17 protein-coding genes and 1 pseudogene are annotated in these 18,977 nt (G+C 39.6%); all 18 read right to left on the minus strand.

Going from position 1 to position 18,977, the window contains the following annotated elements:
• Positions 1-814: 814 nt before the first annotated feature.
• Positions 815-1,129, minus strand: a pseudogene (locus tag HXT38_RS03755) (hypothetical protein); the annotation flags it as partial.
• A 3-nt stretch (positions 1,130-1,132) separates the two neighbouring features.
• Positions 1,133-1,936 carry a KilA-N domain-containing protein gene (locus HXT38_RS03760; RefSeq protein ID WP_004128523.1) on the minus strand — a complete coding sequence of 268 codons (804 nt, stop codon included), beginning with the start codon at positions 1,934-1,936 and terminating at the stop codon, positions 1,133-1,135.
• 25 nt (positions 1,937-1,961) lie between these two features.
• On the minus strand, positions 1,962-2,867 hold the full coding sequence (locus HXT38_RS03765; protein ID WP_421791669.1) for an exonuclease domain-containing protein: 906 nt from the start codon (positions 2,865-2,867) through the stop codon (positions 1,962-1,964).
• A 163-nt stretch (positions 2,868-3,030) separates the two neighbouring features.
• Positions 3,031-3,252, minus strand: a complete 222-nt coding sequence (locus tag HXT38_RS03770) for a hypothetical protein (RefSeq protein ID WP_004128528.1) — start codon at positions 3,250-3,252, stop codon at positions 3,031-3,033.
• A gap of 273 nt (positions 3,253-3,525) precedes the next feature.
• Positions 3,526-3,804, minus strand: a complete 279-nt coding sequence (locus HXT38_RS03775; RefSeq protein ID WP_004128533.1) for a hypothetical protein — start codon at positions 3,802-3,804, stop codon at positions 3,526-3,528.
• 186 nt (positions 3,805-3,990) lie between these two features.
• On the minus strand, positions 3,991-4,170 hold the full coding sequence (locus HXT38_RS03780) for a hypothetical protein (protein WP_004128547.1): 180 nt from the start codon (positions 4,168-4,170) through the stop codon (positions 3,991-3,993).
• Between the two features lie 453 nt (positions 4,171-4,623).
• A complete protein-coding gene (locus tag HXT38_RS03785) occupies positions 4,624-6,102 on the minus strand; it encodes an Lsa family ABC-F type ribosomal protection protein (protein WP_421791671.1) in 1,479 nt (492 codons plus the stop codon).
• A gap of 108 nt (positions 6,103-6,210) precedes the next feature.
• Positions 6,211-6,495, minus strand: coding sequence for a hypothetical protein (locus HXT38_RS03790; protein ID WP_004114737.1), 285 nt, complete (start codon positions 6,493-6,495; stop codon positions 6,211-6,213).
• Positions 6,496-6,586: 91 nt separating this feature from the next.
• The gene (locus tag HXT38_RS03795; RefSeq protein WP_004111245.1) at positions 6,587-7,180 is read right to left on the minus strand and encodes a DUF4097 family beta strand repeat-containing protein; all 594 of its coding nucleotides are present in this window, start codon (positions 7,178-7,180) and stop codon (positions 6,587-6,589) included.
• Between the two features lie 273 nt (positions 7,181-7,453).
• Entirely contained in the window at positions 7,454-8,869 is a 1,416-nt protein-coding gene (locus HXT38_RS03800) for a class I SAM-dependent RNA methyltransferase (protein WP_421791673.1), read from the minus strand.
• A gap of 37 nt (positions 8,870-8,906) precedes the next feature.
• Positions 8,907-9,728 (minus strand): DUF3159 domain-containing protein, encoded by an 822-nt coding sequence (locus tag HXT38_RS03805; RefSeq protein WP_288231122.1) that lies wholly within the window; start codon positions 9,726-9,728, stop codon positions 8,907-8,909.
• Positions 9,729-9,752: 24 nt separating this feature from the next.
• On the minus strand, positions 9,753-10,517 hold the full coding sequence (locus HXT38_RS03810) for a DUF3710 domain-containing protein (RefSeq protein ID WP_004105066.1): 765 nt from the start codon (positions 10,515-10,517) through the stop codon (positions 9,753-9,755).
• Positions 10,518-10,696: 179 nt separating this feature from the next.
• A complete protein-coding gene (locus tag HXT38_RS03815; RefSeq protein ID WP_288231123.1) occupies positions 10,697-11,563 on the minus strand; it encodes an exodeoxyribonuclease III in 867 nt (288 codons plus the stop codon).
• 179 nt (positions 11,564-11,742) lie between these two features.
• Entirely contained in the window at positions 11,743-13,767 is a 2,025-nt protein-coding gene (locus HXT38_RS03820; protein ID WP_421791676.1) for a dipeptide ABC transporter ATP-binding protein, read from the minus strand.
• A 24-nt stretch (positions 13,768-13,791) separates the two neighbouring features.
• Complete coding sequence (locus tag HXT38_RS03825; RefSeq protein ID WP_004105075.1) at positions 13,792-14,784, minus strand: ABC transporter permease; 993 nt, start codon at positions 14,782-14,784, stop codon at positions 13,792-13,794.
• Between the two features lie 12 nt (positions 14,785-14,796).
• The gene (locus HXT38_RS03830; protein WP_004105077.1) at positions 14,797-15,723 is read right to left on the minus strand and encodes an ABC transporter permease; all 927 of its coding nucleotides are present in this window, start codon (positions 15,721-15,723) and stop codon (positions 14,797-14,799) included.
• 201 nt (positions 15,724-15,924) lie between these two features.
• Positions 15,925-17,553: a peptide ABC transporter substrate-binding protein gene (locus HXT38_RS03835; RefSeq protein WP_101885958.1), complete on the minus strand. Its 1,629-nt coding sequence runs from the start codon at positions 17,551-17,553 to the stop codon at positions 15,925-15,927.
• Positions 17,554-17,938: 385 nt separating this feature from the next.
• On the minus strand, positions 17,939-18,907 hold the full coding sequence (locus HXT38_RS03840) for a tyrosine recombinase XerC (RefSeq protein WP_117008927.1): 969 nt from the start codon (positions 18,905-18,907) through the stop codon (positions 17,939-17,941).
• Positions 18,908-18,977 lie beyond the last annotated feature (70 nt).

The following is an 18,977-nucleotide window of genomic DNA, read 5'->3' on the forward strand; positions in this document are numbered from 1 at the left end:
TCCATTTCATTTTTGCCTTTTGATTATCAGGAAACTCTATTCGAAAGCCGCCAGAAACCACAACATCTTCTTTTCGTTATATCAACTGTATCAGCACTTATTATTGTCATAAGCTCCTCTGTCTTCGGCAACCATAATCAATTCCTGATTATTACTCTCTTTCAGTACCTCACTATAGTTAACTACCCGATGCTCCATATCATTGTTCCGTCCAGAGGTCACACTGAAGCATTACAGTAGCAACAGCGTCATCCATGCCCTCCGGCGGGTATTTATGTTTCTTAAACAGTACCGTTATCCTCCTGAAGGTATGGAAGATGCTGTTCAAACAGTAATGACTCAGTGTGAGCTGTGGACTGATATAACAGATCTATAGTTTTGCATAATTATCGTAATTGAACCACTTCGATAATTAGCCTAAACCTTATTTTCCCACTTCACAGGGTGGGTGCAAAGTGGGTGCACCTTTTAACGTTAACATCCTGTGCACTCGACCCTAGAGCGTTGATATCTTCCCTCATACAGCAAAATCGCACTCAAAAACCGCGAGAACCCAGCCTAAAGCCGCCACACGCTAAACCTTTTAACGATAGCCCTCGCTAAACCCTGCTACACAAGGGCAAACTTGCACCCACCTATTAAGCCCTTGACATCAATACAACGCTCTCGACGTGGATTGAGAGAACGGGTAGTATAGCTACACTTTTTTGAGTGCACACTATGGATATTGGGTGCACTTTTTAACGATAGAAAAAGCTATCGTTAAAAAGTTTAAGATTGGCTTAATAGCTTGATTCTTGAGTGCAAAATATTACTATTTCTTCTTATAACCTACAGCAACATTACCTGTTTTATTAATCCCTGGTACTTTAAGAATATCAGAACTTGACTTGTCTTTTAAATCAAATTTCCCAACTAAAAATAAAGCTTTAAGTCCTGAACTAGACAAATTAAACTGTGAGTCAACTAACTTGATACGCTTATCTCCAAGAGTGACTTTAGACAAATCATAATGAGAATCCAGAATATCGCGCGACACAAAGAGATACAATTCATCCTTATTCATATAGTTTTCTGGTATACGAAACTCTTCCCGAGACATCGCTACTGTTTCCCAATGATACGACGCAGCTTATTGCAATTTTTTAATTGATTCACTTTCAGATAGTATCCTCATTTGTTCAATAGCTATTGCATTTAATTTCTCCAATCTTTCAGATTGACTCATACCTTCATTTATAAATACAGCATTAAGATTCTCAAGATTAGAAAGGCAAACAAGCTGAGATATATCCGCATAATCTCTAATATTGCCTTTTAAATCCGGATTTTCATCACGCCACTCTTTAGCTGTTATTCCAAATAAAGAAACGTTAAGAATATCCGCTTCATTTGCATAAATAAAATTGATTTTTTCTTTTGAAAGTTTATCTGGTACAAGTTTGTTCTTAATGGCATTTGTGTGAATTCTATAATTTATTTTTGCCAAATTTCTTTTAATATCCCATCCTAACTTCTTCTGTTCTTCTTCCTTTAAACGTTCAAATTCTTTGATTAAATATAATTTAAAGTATGGCGATACCCAAGAAGCAAACTCAAACGCTATATCTTTATGAGCATAAGTTCCACCATATCTTCCCGCTCTAGCAACGATACCGATAGAATTGGTTTTCTCCACCCATTGCTTAACAGATAATATAAAACGGTTAAGTCCTGCTTCATTTTTAATTCCCTCGAATTCGGTGGAATTAAAATTCGTGTTATACATTTCTTCCCAAATACCTAAAAACTCTATCGTATTCTTATTCCTAAGCCACTTTTCAATCAAAGCAGAACCGTTATCAATATTTCTAACCATATCCGTTAAAGAAATATAATCTCTATTGTCAATGGCAATAATGCTAATTTCTGAACCTTCAACATTTATTTTAGACACGTAATCACCTCTCAATCATCCAATTTCACTCATTTAACAAATCATAGAAAGTACGCTCATCAATAATTTCTATATCTTGCCCCTCAAGCTTGAGCTTTTCTGCTTTCTTATGCTTTGAAGACTTCTCACCTTTAAGAATTGCATTGTAATCATTGTCACCAAGTATCAGATAGTTAGTCTGCTTAGTCACACTATTATCTAAAACACCGCCGAGATTCACTACAATCTGCTGAGCATCCTTGCGAAGCATTTTCTCAAGCTTACCAGTGAAAACAACATGCCGATTATAGAAAAACCCATCTTTATCAACAACCACTTCATCAGGCTTAATTGCTTTGATATCTATCCCTTTACCACTGTGACTTCCACTGGCAGGCCATAAATCTTCAATTACTAGATTCTTCTCAGCCATGCGTGTTTTAACAGCATCATATAATTCTTTCGTTGATGTGCAGTCTGATAAAGCACGGTGTTCATTATTGTGTAATCCTAAGTAGTCAGTTAAATCGGAGAGTCTGTGATGTTTCAGCTCAGGATACAGTTTTCTTGCAAATTGCATCGTATCCATATACCGGTTAGTCAGTTGTTCCTTAAAGCCTTCATTCAAAAAGCGCATATCAAAAGAAGTCCTATGACCAAGGATAATGTCATCACCTATGAACGAAAGCACAGACGTTTTCACACTGTCTATAGATGGCATACCTTCCAGCATGTCATTAGTTATTCCTGTTAATGCTGTAATAAAACCGTCTACTTCTATACTCGGTTTAATCAGCTGATCATAACGGTCTACTATCTCATTATTTCTAACTTTTAAGATACCAATCTCAATAATCTCATTATAATACGCAGAAAAGCCGGTCGTTTCGGTATCTAGCACACAGTAATCATCAATGAGTTGCTTAGTGTAATTTGAGTTTGAATTGGACATGAAAGCACCTCCTTCATCTATTGAAATGAGCTTTTACAAATTTATCTTCTAATACTCATTATATCTTGAAAGCTAAGTGCCTTAAACATAAAAACAGGTCGATTTTAATCCTCGACCTGCTGTTTTAACTATTATCCCACCCTCATATAAAAGTAACTCTCATTTAAATCTCATCATATTTCTTTTTTAATTTATCCATATTATCAAGGTCAATCCACTCCTCGCTAAAACCACAGGCAGTGCAAATATACCTATCAATAGGTACTGCCGACATAATTGTATGGCCAGTCATAATATTATTTCCAGTCCCATAAACCCCAGCAGATCCAGGCACAAATATAATTTCACTTCCCCCACACTTTGGGCATTTTTTCGTATTTTTCATAAATCCTCCTTTTTAATCTAATAATGTTCTTTTATTGTTTTGAAAAATTTCATAAAGATAGGAAGGAACGCATACCTATACATCAGGTATATATTTCTGCCAATTAAAAATTCTACGTGAAAAGAGACAGAACTACGCTGTCTGTCTGTCTGTCTGTCAAGGATTTTGTCAGTTTTTTCATGGCTTGCCAACCTTTTATGCTAACTTTTCTTGAGTTAATCATACAAGAAAAAATCTATATTGACTTGCCTTCATATATTGTATATTTGTTATTTACTCGTCTACTTTCATTACACTCCCATCAAGGAAGATAATATCAACCTTTCCATCTTGATGCACGATTAGATAGTAAACCATGCTAAGCCAGACGTTTTCATCGAACACTGTTAACAAGTCCTGTTTTTTCAAGTCCTCGATAAAATATTCAACTTCATCATGCCTCATTTGCTTGTCAACAATGCGAGCTTTTACTTCCTTAAGCCTTGATTCTACAGTATTAAACCTGTTCACTAGACTCGTATATTTTTTCTCATACTCATCCTGGTTCTGCAATTTCCGTGCATTTTCATTGATACAGTTGTTAATCTTTTAACGATTACCCTAACTAATCACCGGCTAAACAGGACGGACATTGAGCCTGACTTTAAGATTCATAAAAAGAAGTGACTATTACTGACAGAGATCAGTAATAGTCACCCAACGTGAGATATTCAACTATTGACTTGAACCAAACAAAATTCAATCAGTCTTTCGAAGGACAGTCTTAAGCGAGATCACTGTGACACCAATAGCAAAAGAGGTAAAACCAATTCTAATAGCAAGTGTGCCATCCCATATTAAGGCAACCAGCATCGCGATTAAGGCAACCGTCAAGCCGAATGTCGCTACTTCACGGCAAAAACGAACGAGCTTGTCCATTCCTTAAATACCTCCTCGTTCACATACTAATAATCAGGTTTCATTTTAACTTTTGAGCTATATTTTACCACTCAACAAAGTGGGTGCAGGGTGGGTGCAAAGTGTGTGCACTTTTTAACGTTAACATCCTGTGCACTCGACCCTAGAGCGTCGATATCTTACCTCATACAGAAAAATAGCACTCAAAAATCACGCCAAGCCAGCTTAAAGCCGCCGCACATTAAACCTTTTAACGATAGCCCTCGCTAAGCCTTGCTGCACAAGGGCAAAAATGCACCCACCTATTAAGCCCTTGACATCAATACGACAGTCTCACATGTTTCAAGACTACCCTGATGATAACCATGCATCAAGAAAAGAGCATTAACGTTCGTTGCAGGAAAGAAGCTGGCAAGGGGAATGTCGTATGATGATAAAAGTCTAAGGCACTACAAACTGGGATTTGGATTTTACTTAAAATTGTATTATTTTATTAGCGATATCTTCTACAAATCGCTTATCGTGTTCCACAAATATGAGTGTAGGCTTTGCTTCTTTTATAATTTCCTCAATCTGTATTCTTGATATTACATCTATATAATTCAGTGGTTCGTCCCAAACAAATATATGAGCTGGCTTTGAGAAACTTACAGCAATTAAAACTTTCTTTTTTTGTCCATCACTATAATTCTTCATATCCATTTCAAATAATTCTCTTGAAAAATCTAATTTTCTTAGAATTGTTTTACACAATGTTTCATCAACATCTTGCTTGTGAATATATTCATTTAGGCTACCTGTTAAATTAGATGTGTCTTGAGGAATATACGAGATTTTTAAATTACCTGCTAATTTTATCTCACCTGTATACTCGTGATTTATACCTAATAAAATTTTAATCAAGGTTGATTTTCCGCTACCATTACCCCCATATATAGCCACTATGTCGCCTTGCTTTATCTCGAAACTTACATTATTTAGGATCTGTCTTTCTCCATAGTATGCTGATAACTCGCTAACCGATATTAGGGGATTTTTGTGATGATGTAGCGGATGCAGTAATAGACTTTCCTTTGTTTCGATATCTTTTAGTAAACTCTGTTTTTCTTCTATTGCCTTGTTTTGTCTATTCTCCAAATTCTTAGATTTTTTCATCATCTTGGCTGATTGATGACCTATATGTCCTTTGTCTGGTTTTACACCTGATACTTTTACACCATTTTTAGTATTTTCAATTTTATCAGACCAAATTTGACTTTGTCTTGCAGACTCTTTTAATCGTTTAATATCTTTTCTTAATCTCTCATTTTGACTAATTTCAAATTGGTCTTTCATCACTTTGTTTTCATACCATGATGTAAAATTTCCCGATTGGACATCAATAGAATTCCTGTTAATAGAAATAACATGATTGATACAACCATCTAAAAAATCTCTATCATGAGATATAAGCAAAAATCCTTTTTTACTTTTCAGATATTCACTTACAATTTTTCTTCCGTCCATATCTAAATGGTTTGTTGGTTCATCAATAAGTAAAAAGCCATCTTCTCTTGTAAACAAAATAGCTAAAAGGATTTTTGTTTGTTCCCCTTTAGAAAGCGTTTCAAACTCTCTGTAAACAAGGTTCTCATCTACATTTAGCAAATTAAGTTCTCTAAATAATTTCCATTCTTCATCATCTGATATTAGTTCTTTATATAACTCAATTCCTAATTTTGAAGTATCGCTTATATTTGGTGGAAATTTAATAAATTCAACATCCTTGCTTATTTTACCTTGATAAGTTTCTTGATTTAAAAGTAACTTAAATAGAGTTGATTTACCGATTCCATTTCTTCCTATCAATCCCGTTTTCCAGTTTGTATCAAAGGAAAACGATACATTTTTAAATATGGGTTTTACATATCCATAATATGAGAAAGTGAGGTTTTCAATTTTAATTACTGACATAAAACGCCTCCCTAAATTATCATTTACCGCCCGGGTGCAAAGTGTGTGCACCTTTTAACGTTTAGTTTTTCATGTATTACTACGGTTATCACTGCTTTGCTTTTTCAGTTATTTCAATTCTCGATTAGGTAATTTTCCAGTTCTCAAAGCGACAGTAACAAACTCAACCTCTTGCAAGCACTTCTCGCAAAGTTCATAACCTTCATTGAAGTTCACTCTTGACCTAAATGTGCTAGCAATGAATTCGCATGGTGAGGTGATCCTTTCAACTACACCGCACCGTTCGCACTCAGCATACACATTCCCATCCTTAATCGGAATAAACATTCCATGATCTTTCTCATTTCCCATGACGCTAACATCTTCGAAATCATCAAATTTTACATAGAGCATATACGGCTTCCTCCTTTATCGGTATGTCTATATACGCTCTAATTCCAACTTATATCAAGTTTTATTGCTTCTTTTTTGATCTATATGTCTGCTACTTCGCAATAGCTTTCCCATTAAGACAGTGCACCATGTAATGCGCAAATCCATCGTTTTTACAATTTACCTTCTTCTTATCTGAAACCTCGGTGACACCATTCTCACAATCTACTTCAAGGCTTGCATCCTTGGTGATTGTTCCTTCTAAAATACTCATGCCATTTAACGTATCAAGCGTACAAACATGAGTTACTTCTACGTTTGTTGCTGAAGCCAACCCATTATAACATTTAAGAAAGACATCATCCGCCTTCAAATTAACAACTTCTACCTTGCCATTGTTCACTTCTACATAAAGCTTACCAATCTCAATATCCGTGATGAGCACTTGATTAGAATCAGATTCAACCTCACAAACTTCCACATCATGTGGCAAACTCACAACAATTTCAGGCATACCCTGAGTAAGCCACCTCACCCAATTCGAAGCTGAGACTTTTTTAGTTTGAATAAGCCTTATAACATTTTGCGCTTCCTCAACCCTCAATATATCTTGTTCACAGTTAACAAAGCTCACGCCAAAGGTATCAGCACGTTTCACCGTTAAACGAACATCTTTCGTCTCTGCGATAAACTTCTTATTATCCATTCCTTAAGCACCTCCTCGTGCACATACTAATAATCAGGTTTCATTTTACCTTTTGAGCTATATTTTCCCACTTCACAGGGTGGGTGCAAAGTGTGTGCACCTTTTAACGTTAACATCCTGTGCACTCAACCCTAGAGCGTCGACATCTTCCCTCAAACAGCCAAACTGCACTCAAAAATCACGAGAACCCAGCTTAAAGCCTCCGCACATTAAACCTTTTAACGATAGCCCTCGCTAAGCCTTGCTACACAAGGGCAAATTTGCACCCACCTATTAAGCCTTTGACATCAATACGACACTCTCGACGTGGTGAGTGTTGGGATATATGTCGAACGCGCGCAAAGACTGAACGCTGTAGCCAAGCTCCCTAAACGTGCCAACATCGCGAGCAAGACTAGTCGGATCGCAAGCAACATACACAACAGCTCTTGCTCCAGACTTCGCAATCTGCTTACAAACTTGAGCTTTAGCACCAGCGCGCGGAGGATCTAACACAACAACATCTGGATGAGCAAAGCGTCGCACAATCTTAGATGACTTACTCGCCTTAAACACCTGCGATTCAAGCGTTTGCGCAACATCGCCTTGCAAAGCTTCAACAATATCTCTGCTAAGACCTGCGCGCCCAATGTTTCGCCTTGCGTTCTTTACAGCAATCGGCGCACCCTCAATGCTAAGCACACGGGCTGGCTCTGCAGAACCAAAAGCGCCAGCAGCGCAAGAAGAATCTCCGCCAATATTAGCCAAAGTCGCAAGCGGAATCGTAAACAAACCAGATCCAGAATACAAATCCCACAAAACCGTATTCTTAGTACGCCCACCAAGCGCAGAACGGACTAATCCCAAAACGTAGTTCACCAAATGCTCTGGAGCTGCGCGATGAATCTGCCAAAAACCACGCGCATCAACATCGTAATCAAAAGTACGCGCACGCGATGAATCATCATCAACCGCAACGCGCACGCGCTCTCGCAACAAAGCAGATCCTGCAACCAACTCATCATTTACTATAAGCGCATAATTTTCGCCAATCGCACTAAGGAGCGCAGACTTATCACCAGAAACACCAAAGTCCAAGCCCTCAACTCGAGGCTCTGGAACAGCAAGGCGAATTTGCGAATTTGGCTCAAATTCTCGATTCCACAAATCCAAAGAATCCGCAACAGCTAAAACAGCGCGCGATGCAAGCGGCATAGTATCAATCGCAATGCGATCATGCGACTCACGCTTTCGCATAGACAATCGCCCTTCATCATCAGCAACCAACTCCATGCGCGTACGCCAATTAAATCCGTTAAGCTCCTCATCACCTGGCATTCGCTCAACTCTAACATCGTTATCCGCAACATCCATATGCGCTAAACGCTGGAATTGATTGGCAATTACGGAAGCCTTCCAACGAATCTGCCCAGGCAAAGAAACGTGAATTAAATCTGCGCCACCAACTCCGCCGCCTTGAGCCAAAGGACCAGCGAGCTTCCATTGCGGCTCCACACGATTCGCACTAGGCTCCAAAACTTCCACAACTTCACCGGTAAAAAAGTGCGCTTTTGCACGCATCGGCTCATCCATACGCACAATAACCAGCTCACCAGGCAGCGCAAATCGCACGAATACAACGCGTCCGTCAAGATGACCTACACATCTGCCTTGATCCGCATATCGCTCGATTCGCATCGTCACTTGCATAAGCTACCCCCTAGTTTTGCGTTTTGTTAGGCTGATTTTAGTTAAGCTGATTTTCTTCGCTCTGCTTCTCTTCATGATTTTTATGATGAAGTCGCATAAACGGCGTTGCAATAATCAAGTAAGAAACCCAAATTGCGAGCGCCCAGAACGGCAATCCCATAATCAAGCGAACGGTACCAAGCCACACAACGTGATTCGTCAAATATAATGGCACTTGCAAAACGAGCCTCAGCACAAAAACAGCAATCCACAATCCTGTCACATACATATACGCTCGCTTAAGCGGCTTATAATCGAGCCATTCGTGAAGCCACGCACCAAAGTTTTCTGTAGGCATTTTGCGAATTGACTCAATCACAATCCCTAAAGCAGGCACGCGCACAATCAGCGAAATAGCAAGAAGAGCACCATAAACAGCATTCGTAATAAAGCCCATCATATAGTAGTCGCGCGCTTGGTGACTCGTCCACACCCAAACAAGGCAGATTCCAATGGAAATAAGTCCACTAATTGCCCCCATAAGTGATTGCCGCTGAATAAGACGAATCACAACTTGCAAAACAGCAATCACAGCTGACACAATAACCGTTGTTTGCACATTTCGTGTTACAACAAAGCAAATAACAAACAGCAAGCCGGGCAGCATGGATTCGATTACGCCTCGAACGCCACCCATTGAATCAATTACAGAAAATGTAGACCCTTCGGCTCCGATTGAAGCCAATGTCGCTAGTCCTGAGCGTTTTTTGGTTCGCGCAGAATCGTTGGTTTGCGCAGAATCGTTGAGTTTTACTTCATTTGAAAACTCTTGCGAAGAAAACTCTTCTTCGGATTTCTGTAAAGATTCTTGTGAATCCATTCAATTAACTTTCTACTACTTGCATTATCTAATTTCAGCAAACATTGGACCGCGTGTAAGCGTAGTTTTTACTTCTACTTGTTGGTCGTAACCTAATGGTTTATCGTCTTTTTTTAGTGCATTATTAGCATCTTCATCAGACGTATTATTTTCCCCATCTTTACCGCTATTTTCTGCATTTAAAGCAGCTTCTTTTTCTTCTCTAGTTATTGGATCATGCATAGGAATAAAATCGCGAGGCGCAAGCGGCTCTTCACCACGATTTACAACAATCCCCTTAAACCATTCGTCTAATTGTTTTGTTTCGTTATTATTATCTGCAAGCTCTGTTGCTGCAGGCCCAGAGAATACTCCGCGAAGCATCCACCTAGGACCATCAACGCCAACAATACGCGTTGTAATAGTTTTTTCTCCAACTTTTACAGGTAACAGCAGCTCAGTACCAAATTCGCCTTGTACTGTACACGCTTGACTATTACCATCAAGCAAATCTTTGCACACTTCTAGCCAAATACCAGATGTTTTAGGCGCAGCAAAAGCTTCAACTTCTACGCTTGAAGAACCATAAGTTACTGTCATACCAAGAACTTGCGATGTTTCATGCTGCTTTTTTACTCGCAACTCAATGCCTTGAAAGTATGGAATATAGATTGAACCAAAATCTAGATAATCGCTAAAATCAGGAGCATCTTCATCATTGAAATCCCATGGACCAGTTTTTACCTCTACGATTTTGTCTTCAACTTTTGAAGATTTTTCTTCTTCATGTCGGCCAAATAACCAACCCATTATTCCTCATTTCTTAAAACAACAAATCTACAAAAATATATTTATTACTTATTATTGTAAATTGCCTAACTTCACCAGAATAGCACAAGCAAAGCACTGAAAAATTTGCGTATATAGTACATTCATATACACATGTGATTACTTAGTTATTTCACATTATGCAAATTAATACTTACGCATCACACGTCATACTTTATACTTAACGGCGCGTGATCAGACCATCGCGCATCATAGCTTTCAGCACGATCGATCACAAATCCGCGAGCGCTTTCCGCAATTTCAGGAGTTGCGAACTGGTAGTCTAATCTCCAACCAACGTTATTGTCGAAAGCTTTACCGCGCTGGCTCCACCAAGTGTATGGTCCTTGAATATCTCCTGCAAGCATACGCATAACGTCCACAAATTCATATTCGTTAATCCAGCGATCAATATACGCACGTTCCTCTGGCAAGAATCCTGCACTTTTTTCATTAGCTTTAGCGTTTTTAATATCAAGTGAAGTATGCGCAATATTAAAGTCACCGCACAAAATCGCTTGATTTCCGCCACTTGCTGCTGCATCTCGAAGCTCCCCTAAACGAGTAAGCATTGTGTCTAAAAAGCGGAATTTTTGTTTCATTTTTTGCGGATCGTCCACATTTCCAGCGTGAACATACACAGAAGCAATAGTGATTTCATACCCTTCAGGGGTACGCACGTCAGTTTCAACCCATCTACCAGAATCAACATCCTCGCTTAAGCCAGGCAAACCGTAGCGTTTGTTTACTACAGGAAGAGACGTAACTAGAGCTACTCCAGCTCGACCTTTTACACGGCAAACTTCATTCGTATAAGTAAAATTATCGTTTTCTATAGGATTTGCGATATTTTCAGACGCACGATATCCCATTTCAATTTTTGTCATAATTGGGTCGATTGCATCCTGCGGAGCGCGCACTTCTTGCATACACCACACGTCTGGAGTATGTGCGTCAGACCAGTTAAGCATACCTTTGCGCTCAGCTGCACGAATACCGTTTAAATTCGAAGTCGTAATTGTAATCATGTAATCAACTCTAATATGCGCACAACACAAACAGCTCCATCACTAAACAACGGACATAAATCACACAACCAACACAGATTACAAGTTATGGATTACTCAACCAATAAACACGGAATTAATAGAAAAATAAAAAGGTGCAGATTCTATAAAACCTGCACCTTTTCATCAGCTTGTACTATTTAGTCTAAACCAAGCTCCAAATTTCCTCCTGGAATTGCATCGAGCAAATCGCGAGTGTATTCCATCTGTGGATGATCGAATACCTCATCTGTAGTTGCATGCTCAACAAGCTTTCCATGCTGCATAACAACAACTTCGTCTGCAATCTGACGAACGACAGCCAAATCGTGTGTGATGAACAAATAGCTCAAACCACGCTCTGCCTGCAAATCGTTAAGCAAGTGCAAAACCTGATCTTGCACAAGCACATCCAAAGCAGATACAGCTTCATCGCAAACTATAACATCTGGATCCAAAGCCATAGCACGAGCAATTGCAATTCGTTGACGCTGTCCTCCAGAAAGTTCGTTCGGGAATCGAGTCATAACTGAAGCAGGCATACGAACCATGTCTAGAAGCTCTACCACACGGTTTTTACGACTCTTTTTATCACCAATCTTATGAATACGTAGAGGTTCTTCAATTGAACGATAAATTGAGTACATAGGATCCAAAGAACCATACGGATTCTGGAAAACTGGCTGCACATGGCGACGGAAGTCAAGCAAATCCGCACCCTTTAAATCGGAAATATTCTTACCTTCGTAAGTAACAGTTCCACTTGTTGGCTTAAGAAGTCGCAAAACCATATTCGCAACGGTAGATTTACCTGAACCAGATTCACCAACGATAGCTAACGTCGTACCACGCTTAATAGAGAATGAAACGTCGTCAACAGCCTTAAAAAGCTCTTTCTTGTGAGGAAGCTTAAACTCACGAGTTAAGTGATCCACAGTAATAATATGCTCACTTTTTTCGAGAGTTTGCTCACCTACTACGTGATGCTCAAGCAAGTTATCAGCGTTACCACCGTGTTCTTTAACAGAAATAATGCGCTGAGAAGCTAAGCTTGGAGCGGCAGCAACAAGTCTCTTTGTATACGGATGCTGAGGATGCTGCAAAACTTCCAACGATGGGCCAGATTCAACAACACGACCCTTATACATAACAACAACATGCTGCGCGCGAGAGGCAGCCAAGCCTAAATCGTGTGTAATGAAGAGAACAGAAGTTCCGAGCGAATCAGTTAGTGTATGCAAATGGTCAAGAATACGCTTTTGCACAGTAACATCCAAAGCGGAAGTTGGCTCATCTGCAATAAGCAAGTCCGGTCGGCAAGCCAAACCAATAGCAATCAAAGCGCGCTGACGCATACCGCCGGAAAACTCATGTGGGAACTGACGTGCACGAGTTGCAGCATCTGGCAAACCAGCTTCGTCAAGCAAACCAGCAATACGATCTTCAACGCTTGCACCTACAACATACTTTTTGGCGATTTCCCAAGCTTTGTCGTCATTCACACCATATTTGATTAAATCGTCTGCTACGCGCCAACGAGTTTCAGAGCCTGGAACCCACTCTTTCTTGTAGTAATCAATAGCTTCATTGAACTTTTCAGCATCGTTATGCTCATCAAGTCCAACTTCTTTCAAAGCTTTCTTAGCGACTTCAATCAAATCTGGTAATTCTTTAGAGCCAAGGAATGTTTCATCCTCATTGCTTTTGACTTGAACAGAATCGCCTGCAAGAGCCTCAGCTAATGAAGAGCGCTTCTCGTGATCAACGTCAACACCATTTGCGATTAATGCTTCTTTAACTTGTTCGCCAATACGCCACACGGGGTTCAAGTTGCTCATAGGATCCTGCGGAACTAGACCCATTGCAGTACCACGCAAAGCAGCAATCTCTTTTGGCTTCAAACTGCTAATTTCTTTACCCTTGAGCTTAATAGATCCACCTGTAACATGACCGGTTCCAGGAAGAAGACCAAGAACAGCCATTGCAGAAGTGGACTTTCCTGAACCAGATTCACCTACAATTGCAACCCACTGACCAGGATAAACACAGAAGCTAGCATCTCTAACAGCATGAACAGCTTTTTTTGAGTCTGTTGTGAAATCAACCTGGAGATTTTTTACTTCCAACAATGGCCCTTGCTCTAGCTGCATGGCGCGAATGTCTATATCTTTACGTGTTGTATTCATAAGTTTTATTCCTCCACGCTAAATTCACGCCTTACGGCTCTTCGGATCTAATGCATCCTTTACAGCATCACCCATCATAATAAAGGCGAGCACAGTAATTGCGAGTGCAATAGACGGATAGAACAAGACTTCTGGGTTCGTAGTAAGAACATTTCTAGCGGTAGAAATATCTCCACCCCAGCTGACAGTAGTACTTGGTAAACCAATTCCAAGGAAGCTTAATGTTGCTTCCAACACAATATAAGTTCCAAGCGAAGTTGTTCCAACAACAATGATTGGAGCCAAAGAGTTCGGGATAATGTGTTTGAAAAGATTACGTATTGGAGTAGATCCTAAAGCAGTAGATGCGGTATTGAATTCAAGATTTTTTGATTCCATAACAGCGCTTCGTGCAATACGAGCAACGCTAACCCATCCAAAAAGCACCATAACAAGCACAATTTTCCAAATTGATTTAGATGTACGGAACATTTGTAAAACTACGATTGCACCAAGAAGCATTGGTAAAGCCAAGAAGATATCAGTTATTCGGCTGAGAATAGTATCAACCCAGCCTCCGAAGAATCCTGCTAACGCACCAATCAAAGAACCAACAAGTACAACCAAAATAGTTGCAAGCAAACCAACACTTAGCGATGTACGAGTACCATAAACAACTCGAGCATAAATATCGCAACCTTGCATATCAAAACCAAATGGATGCGCGGCTGAAGCTGGCTCAAGAGAGTGTTCCAAAACGCAATAATTAGGATTGTGCTTTGTAAGAATGCTTGGGAAGAATGCAACAAAAATAATTGCAATAATCAAAACTGCAGAAACAATAAACAATGGATTCCTGCGCAAAGTTCTCCAGGTATCTGCCCACATACTCGTTGCAGCAGCGGATTCGTCTACGGAATCCACTTCTTGAATAGGCGTATCGTCTAATGGTGCAACGTAGCGTTCTTGCCCCGGTAATATATTGCAATTTGAAGCATTATTTGCAATCAAATCATTTTTCATCAAATTATCTTCCATAGTGTACTCCCCTCACGCGTAACGAATGCGCGGATCAAGAGCCGCGTACAACATATCAACAAGAAAATTGCTAAATACAAATATCAATGTCAAAAGCGTGACAATGGAAACAACAAGGTTTCCTTCTCCTTTTAGAATCCCTTGATATGTGAGGAATCCAACGCCATGAATGTTGAAGATTGTTTCCGAAATCATTGCACCGCCCATAAGAGCACCCAAATCCTGGCCTAAGAAGGTGACGACAGGTATAAGCGAGTTGCGCAAAACGTGGCGAACAATAACAGAGCCTTCTTTTAAGCCCTTTGCACGAGCTGTACGCACATAATCAAGCGAAATATTTGAAGAGATTTCAGATCTTGTAAGTCGAATGATATACGCCATAGACACAGAACCAAGAACCATTGCAGGAAGAAGCAAATCGAAGAATCCAGGATCGTTACTAGCTGTAACTGGTAATATACGCCATTTAACACCAAATAAGTATTGTCCTACGAAACCTGTCACAAATGTTGGAACAGAAATAAGAAGAAGTGATACAACCAGGATCACACTGTCATACCACTTGCCTTTCTTCAAACCTGAAATTATGCCAAATATGACACCAAATATTGCTTCGAAAGCGAATGCCATAATTGCTAGTTGAACAGTAACTGGGAATGCACGACCAATTTCATCGATAACTGGTTGACCTGCAAAAGTATGACCAAAATCGAGGGTAAGAGCATTCTTTAAGAATAGTAAATATTGAATAATAAATGGTTTATCTAAGTTATACTCGGCTCGTATTTGTGCAGCCACTGCAGGATTAACAGGTTTTTCTCCAAACATTGCTTTTACTGGATCTCCAGGCAAAGCAAATACTAAAGCATAAACTAATAATGTTGTGCCGAGAACAACAGGAATCATCTGCAAAATACGACGCAGAATGTACTTACCCATCGAATTCTCCTTGAATTGTTAAAACTTACTCAAAAAACAACAAAGTGCCGCTCCAGCTCAATAGTTTTATTTAACTAGTTTAGCTGGAGCAGCAATTTCGCAATAAGCGATATCAAATTATTGAGAGGAACCAACTAGTGTTACTTACTAACTTTCTAAAAAGTATGTAACACTATGCTGTTTTCTTAATTAGCTACCAGCTTATTTGTGAAGCTGATAGTACAGCGGCATATTCTGCCAATCCATTGTGAAGCCCTTCAAAGTTGGAACCATCACAGCCTTAGCGTTCGAGTAGAACAATGGGACAGATGGAAGATCCTCAAGAAGGATTTCGTTTGCTTGCTGATAGAGCTTAATAGCCTCTTCTGGCTTAGAAGATGCAGCTTTCTTAAGTAAATCGTCGAACTTTGGATTCTTATAATCACCTTCGTTAGAGCCATTGCCATCAGCTGCAACGGAAGCAAATTCCTGAGTCAAGTAATTTTCTGCACTTGGATAATCTGGCATCCAACCTGCACGCCATGCACCCTTAATCTGACGCTTAGCGCAAGCATTACGGAATTCCTGGAATGTAGGAATTGGGGTGGTTTCAGCCTTGATTCCGAGATTATTCTTGAGGGAATTCACAACAGCATCAAACACAGACTTTGCATTTCCATCGGCATTGTAGGAGAAAGTAAGAGATCCATCATACTTAGAAATCTTATCTGCTTTAGCCCAAAGTTCCTTAGCTTTCTTTGCATTAAATTCTACGTTCTCGTGACCCTTAAGATCAGCCTTATAGCCTGGAGTCAATGGAGAAGTAAATTCGTTTGCAGGAGAAGCAGTGCCATTGAGAATCTTGTCGATAATCACCTTACGATCTATAGCCATAGAAATAGCTTGACGACGAAGCTTACCTTCTTCAGTCTTTACATCGAAGTGTGGGAGGCTTGAAGGAATAGTGAACTGCTGGATTACAGAACCTGGACGGTTGTAAGCCTTAACAGTTGTATCCTTCTGGAAAGTCTTAGTTTGGGTATCTGGAATATTATCAGTCATATCGAGGTTTCCAGCCTGCACATCGCGGTATGCAGCGTTACCATCTGTATAAACCTTGAAGGTTACGCCATCATTCTGAGCTTTGCGCGGACCATTGTAATCAGGATTCTTTACAACTTCGATCTGCTTGTTGTGATCCCAAGACTTGAACAAGTATGGACCAGAAGAAACAGGCTTTTCGCCATAAGCCTTTGGATCCTTGTAGAAGGATTCCGGAAGTGGAGCAAATGCCAAGTAGCCAACCTTAATTGGGAATACAGAATCTGGCTGTTCCAGATCAACGGTAAAAGTATTTTCATCAACAACCTTCAAACCAGAAAGCTGTTCGTCACCCTTAGTACCATCCTTCTGCAAATCAGCATAACCCTTAATGGTTTGGAAGAAGGAAGCACACTTCTGAGCATTCTTAGCGTTAGCGACGAAGCTCCAAGCCTTCACAAAGCTTTCGGCTGTAATAGGAGTGCCATCGCTGAACTTCTTTCCTTTCTTAACCTTCACGGTGTACTGGGTAGCATCAGCATTTGGAGTGATGCTTTCAGCATCCTCATTTACAGGATTACCTTTTTCATCGAAAGTTACCAACGTGGAATTAACCAACATGGCAGGACGAGCGCCAGCATTTTCGTTAATGTTTCCAGGGACTAATTCGTTTTGTGGCTCAGAGTTTGAAACGGTAATAATAACCTTGCCACCGTTTGTTTGTGCATTCTTAGCGGAAGAGCCACAGCCACCAAGTAACATTGCCAGCGAGCAGGCAGCAGCAGCGAAAGCCAAAGCCCTATTCTTCATATATTTTCTCCTAACGTCTGGTAGGCAGGATTGTCATATCACAAAAAAGCCAAGCATCAGCTAAAACATAAAAATCCATCCGGTTTTTATTGCCAGATGGATTCTCGCAAGCCAATGACGAGGCCTCTTCGTTGATTAAAATTCAATGATACGTATTTTTACAAACAATGCAATAGTAAAAGAAAATTGAAAAAAATATTGTATATTAGTAATAATTAATTATTTAAGTCTAGATTTAATTATAAATACCGAAAATTTTATTATTTATATAGTAAAATTTATTGTTTTTTACAGGTATATGTATATTACAAAAATGTAAATTAACATATTTATTATGTAAAAAACATGTTAAATATGAATAATTGAATACTTAAAGCATTTAATATCATGCACGCGGAAAAGCTTGAGAATACTTACGTTTTAAAGATTCAATAGAAACATGAGTGTAACGCTGAGTAGTATTAAGCGATGAATGACCCAATAATTCCTGCACTTCGCGTAAATCTGCCCCTCCATTCAACATATGCGTAGCAGCACTATGCCGCAAAGCATGAGGAGAAATATCCGGAACATGCGCACTCTTAGCCTCATCATGCACAATCCGCCTTACCAAACGCTGATCGATACGCTTTCCGCGAGTACCGAGAAATGCTGCCTCTTCAACAGAATTCCGCAATAAAATTTCTCGTCCATCTTTAGAAATCCAAGCAGATAAAGCTTTATAAGCAGGAACCCCAAAAGGCACAACACGCTGCTTATTTCCCTTACCAGTAACTTTTATAGTGTGCGAGGAAAAATTAATATCCTGAATATTTAAACTAGTAAGCTCACCAACACGAATACCAGTCGCATATAAAAGCTCCAGAATTGCAGCATTGCGAAGTCCTACAGCTTTCTGATTTTTGGTACACGAAGATGAAACATTAGCTTTAGAATCAACATTATTCATTAATGATTCTGCTTGATGTTCATCCAAAACAGATGGTAGCATGTTTTTAATTTTTGGCGTCATTAAAATTTCTGCAGGATTACTGCTTATGTATTCAACATGCTGACACCACGCAAAAAAACCACGCACCGCAACTACTTTGCGAGCCAAACTTGAACGCGCATGACTTCGCGACTCATCAGCCATCCACGAACGCAAATCATCCGTAGTAAGCTCTGAAATATTATTAAATCCGTGCCGATTACACCATGCTAAACATTGCAAAATATCACTGGCATAAGCTTTCTGCGTGCGTTCACCCAAGCCTTTATTAGCACGAACATAATCAATATAATCATCTATTAAACTCATATATTTAGAAGGTAAACCTAAGAAATTTTCAGAAACAAATTTATTGTTGCTCATGCTTAACTCACCCTTCCATAAAAGTTTAAAACAAAACGTTTGCCATATACTTCAGTCACATGCATAATAC

Origin of the sequence: Gardnerella sp. DNF01157, from assembly GCF_049244225.1 — a bacterium.
GTDB lineage: Bacteria > Actinomycetota > Actinomycetes > Actinomycetales > Bifidobacteriaceae > Bifidobacterium > Bifidobacterium leopoldii.